Below are 4,081 nucleotides of genomic sequence, written 5' to 3'. Positions count from 1 at the left end.
GCATGCCGAAGAGGCCGGACGATTGGGAAAGGACCTGTACGAGCGTATGGCGGTGTTGGCCGAACACGTCAACGACGTGGGGCAGGCTTTGGCCAAGAGCGTATTAGCCTACAACAAGGCGGTCGGTTCGTTGGAGACAAGAATATTACCGTCCGCGCGCCGGTTCAAGGAATTGGGGGTCTCTTCCGACAAGGATATTGCCCTGCTGGGCCCTGTGGAAGTCGTCTCGAGAAAGGTCTTGCCCTATGAAGAATAACCAATCGGGGAAGGCCGACGCTCAGGTGATGGTGGAGGCCTTTCACAGGATGTTCGACATCGTCGTCCACCGGACGCCTACCCTGGTGGACGATCGTACCCGCGCCCTGCGTGAGCGGTTGATTCAGGAGGAATTCGACGAACTCAAAGAAGCAATGGCGCGTAACGACTTGAACGGCATCGCCAAAGAAATGGCCGATCTCCTGTACGTTGTCTATGGGACAGCCGTTTCTTACGGTATCGATATGGAGCCGGTCTTCCGGGAAGTCCACCGTTCCAATATGAGCAAGGTGGGCGGGTACAAGCGAGCGGATGGGAAATGGGTCAAGCCTGATACGTATTCCCCTGCCGCCATCGAGCCGATCCTGGCTGAGCAAGCAACACAGGGCGAGCAGTTGATGGACGCTCCAGAAGGCCTGAACGAGGTTTCGCGAGGCACATGAAAACGCTGCACTGTCCAAACTGCGGCACTCCGTTCGTCCGCATGACACAACACACCGGGATGATGGAGCGAGTACTGAACGAACTCAACGTGCTTCCGTTCCGTTGCCAGCTCTGTATGAACAAGTTTCGTGCTTTTTACCCGCCGGCGCGCAAAAGCACAGAAGTGTTCGATCGCCGGCAATATAAGCGGCTTCCCACGTCGATCGAGGCACAGTTTGTGTCAGATAGCCGCACGCCATCAACGAATCGCATTACCGATATTTCGATGGACGGCTGTACGCTACAGGCAACGGGATTGACCCGCGGGACGTTTCTGGGATTGGTGTTGAATCCGAATCGAGAGGATGAGGCCATTCGGGTTGAAACGGCTATGGTCTGTTCCGTCCGTCCCTCGTCGGTTGGGATCCGGTTTCTCGAGGTGCCGCAGCCGGATCAACGGCGGCTCAGCCAGGTGGTGCTTGGTTTGCTGGTCAGCCAAGGCCAGCAGCACGTCAGCAACGCCTGAGACCCGGGATTTCATTCATTTTCTTTCCTTCCCCTGTTTCGCCAACACATTGTCGATCAAACGTACAGAGCCGAGGCGAATTGCTCCGAGAAGGACAGCCTTTCTGTCGACCGTTTTAAACGGTTCCAGCGTGAGCGGATCACACACCGCTAAGTAGTCGATCCTGATCAACGGCTCTCCGGCCAGTACCTTTCGCATGATCTTCTGGATCAAGGCGGCATCCATCGCGCCGTCTTCGATCGTGAGGCGTCCGGCTTTCAGGGCCTGATAAAATAGAGGAGCGATCCGCCGTTGCTCAGTGGAGAGATAGATGTTTCGGGAACTCATGGCCAATCCATCACGTTCTCGAACGGTCGGCCGTACGTCGAGTACCACGCCGAGATTCAAATCCTTGATCAGTTGTCGGACCACGGCGGCCTGTTGGTAATCCTTTTGTCCAAAGACGACACGGTGGGGGCGTACGATGCCGAGCAACTTTGTGACAACCGTCGCGACGCCGGCGAAGTGGTGTGGCCGGAATTCACCTTCCCATCGACTGGCAATTCTCGGAACGGTCACGACCGTTTGAAATCCTTCCTGATATAAGTCCGCCGCATTCGGCTCGAAGCAGACGTCGACCCCTTCTTCACGGCAGAGAGCGCGATCCTGCTTAATAGGACGGGGGTACTTGGCGAGATCCTCCGTCGGCGCGAACTGGGTTGGATTGACGAAGATGCTGACGACCAACGCGTCGCACTGGAGCCTCGCCGCTCGGATTAAGGCACGATGGCCGTCGTGCAGCGCTCCCATCGTCGGAACGAATCCGATGGTTACGCCCTCACGCCGGAGCCGTTCGCTCCAGGTCGTCATGGCTTTGGGGGAACGGATTGTCTTCATGCGCCGGGCTGGGGGCTGCATGTGGGGCGCGATCCGTAGCGGGTCGAAGGTTGAGGAAAGAGCAACCGGACCTCGGATCGGTCGCCGACATCCGCCAGCATTTGGTTGACCGATCGTTGTTTGACGGGATGGATCAAGAGAGGATCGAGTTCGCTCATGGGCATGAGTACGAAGCGCCGTTCATGAAGTCTCGGATGCGGCACCACCAAGCCGGCCTCGTTGATGACACGGTCCCCGTAAAAGAGAATGTCCAGATCGATTGTTCTCGGCCCCGATCGGTTGTCTTGGTCTCTGCCTAGGGACCGTTCGATTTCGCGCAATACGCTCAGGAGGCTTGAGGGGGTGATATCTGTTTCCAGCTGGACCACGCCGTTCAGGAACCATCCCTCGCCGGGATTGGCTCCGTCATTGACCGGCTCCGCTTCGTAAAGCAGTGACACGCCGGTGAGTTGTGAGTGCGGCAGCAGACTCAGGAGCGTGACCGCTCGATCGCAAAAATCGACTCGATCGCCGACATTCGACCCGAACCCAATATAGACGACTTCGCGTTCCACTTTCCTTTATTCCCTTCCTTAAGGAAGCCGGCGAAGAATTGTTCGCCTCGGCGCCTCGAGTTTCAGCTACCAGCCGGCCTTTCTTATTCGTTCGACGGCTTCCGCCAACCGCTCCTTTGTCGTGCAGACCGTCATCCGGATGTAGCCTTCGCCGGGTGAGCCGAATCCGTTGCCCGGCGTCGTGACAATCCCGGCCTTCTCGAGCAGGTGGGCCGTAAATGAAGCGGATGTATAGCCGCTCGGTACGGTGACCCAGACGTAGAAGGCGGCGGGTGGTGCATCGACTTCCAAGCCGAGCTTCTTCAAGCCCGGCACCAGCGTATCACGTCGCTCTTGATAGATTTTTCTGATGCCATCGGTGACGGAATCGTCGAGTCCGAGTGCCGTGATGCCGGCCGCCTGCACCGCTTCGAACACGCCCGAGTCAAGATTGCTCTTCACCTTGCCGAGTCCTGCCAGCACGTCCCTGTTTCCGACCGCGAAGCCGATGCGCCAGCCGGTCATGTTGTAGGTCTTGGAAAGGGAGTGGAACTCCACACCAACGTCTTTGGCGCCATCCACTTCCATGAAACTCGCCGGCCGCTTGCCGTCGTAATAGATTTCGGAATAGGCCGCGTCATGGCACACGATGACCTGGTTCTCCTTGGCGAACTCGATAACCCGTTTAAAATAGTCCTTCGACATGATGACCGAGGTCGGATTGTTCGGCGAGTTGAGCCACATAAGCTTGGCCTTCTTCGCCACGTCCTTGGGGATGGCATTCAGGTCCGGCAGAAAGCCGGTGGCTTTTGTCAGCGGCATGATGTGTGAGATGCCGCCGGAGAAGCTCGTCCCGACAGGATAGACCGGATACCCTGGACTCGGGACCAATACGACATCGCCGGGGTCCACGAAGGCCAGATGAATGTGGCCGATGCCTTCCTTCGAACCGATCAACGTCAACACCTCGTTAGCCGGATCGAGCGACACGTTGAAACGCCGTTTATACCAATCGGCTACGGCTTTGCGGAACGTCAACATGCCTTCATAAGACGGGTATTGATGGTGCTTCGGATTCTTAGCCGCCTGGGCCAGACTGTCGATGATGGGAGCCGGAGTCGGGAGGTCCGGATCGCCGATGCCCAGGTTGATGATGTCGACTCCGCGAGCGATCGCCTCCTGCTTCATCTTGTCGATAGCCGCGAAGAGATAGGGGGGGAGAGTCTTGATTCGGGTTGCGACTTCAATCGGGAAACCAGCCATGATGCGGATGCTCCTTTTCTAGAATGAGGCCACGGTCGGCCTGAATTAATCCTCTAGGCTACTTCAGGAATGAGTCCGTAATCAATGTGTTGAGGAGAGTAAATACCCGATCAGCTGATCAGCCGAACCATGCAGGATTGGGAGTTGCGAGCCTGCAGCGGATCGTATCGCCGAGGCGGTTAGCCCGGCGTTAACAAGGTCCGAT

At 57.3% G+C, this 4,081-nt stretch carries 6 protein-coding genes; 3 read left to right on the top strand and 3 right to left on the bottom strand.

Annotated elements, in window-relative coordinates:
• The 3 genes from rmuC to ACWVCN_RS04980 all read left to right on the top strand — a co-directional run.
• The coding region (gene rmuC / locus ACWVCN_RS04990) for a DNA recombination protein RmuC (protein ID WP_455244416.1) at window positions 1–256 on the top strand (256 nt) is incomplete at its 5' end.
• A complete protein-coding gene (locus ACWVCN_RS04985) occupies window positions 246–698 on the top strand; it encodes a pyrophosphohydrolase domain-containing protein (RefSeq protein WP_455244415.1) in 453 nt (150 codons plus the stop codon). The genes rmuC and ACWVCN_RS04985, both read left to right, overlap by 11 nt.
• A complete protein-coding gene (locus tag ACWVCN_RS04980) occupies window positions 695–1,204 on the top strand; it encodes a PilZ domain-containing protein (RefSeq protein WP_455244414.1) in 510 nt (169 codons plus the stop codon). The genes ACWVCN_RS04985 and ACWVCN_RS04980 overlap by 4 nt, the downstream gene beginning before the upstream one ends.
• Before the next feature lie 15 nt (window positions 1,205–1,219).
• Here the strand turns inward: ACWVCN_RS04980 and panC are convergent, their stop codons facing one another.
• The 3 genes from panC to ACWVCN_RS04965 all read right to left on the bottom strand — a co-directional run bounded on the left by panC (window position 1,220) and on the right by ACWVCN_RS04965 (window position 3,876).
• A complete protein-coding gene (panC, locus tag ACWVCN_RS04975; RefSeq protein WP_455244413.1) occupies window positions 1,220–2,101 on the bottom strand; it encodes a pantoate--beta-alanine ligase in 882 nt (293 codons plus the stop codon).
• Window positions 2,077–2,634, bottom strand: coding sequence for a 2-amino-4-hydroxy-6-hydroxymethyldihydropteridine diphosphokinase (folK, locus tag ACWVCN_RS04970; RefSeq protein ID WP_455244412.1), 558 nt, complete (start codon window positions 2,632–2,634; stop codon window positions 2,077–2,079). The genes panC and folK overlap by 25 nt, the downstream gene beginning before the upstream one ends.
• 66 nt (window positions 2,635–2,700) lie before the next feature.
• Complete coding sequence (locus ACWVCN_RS04965) at window positions 2,701–3,876, bottom strand: LL-diaminopimelate aminotransferase (RefSeq protein WP_455244411.1); 1,176 nt, start codon at window positions 3,874–3,876, stop codon at window positions 2,701–2,703.
• Window positions 3,877–4,081 lie beyond the last annotated feature (205 nt).

Source organism: Petrachloros mirabilis, assembly GCF_975968855.1.
This window is presented reverse-complemented; position numbering and strand designations above follow the sequence as displayed.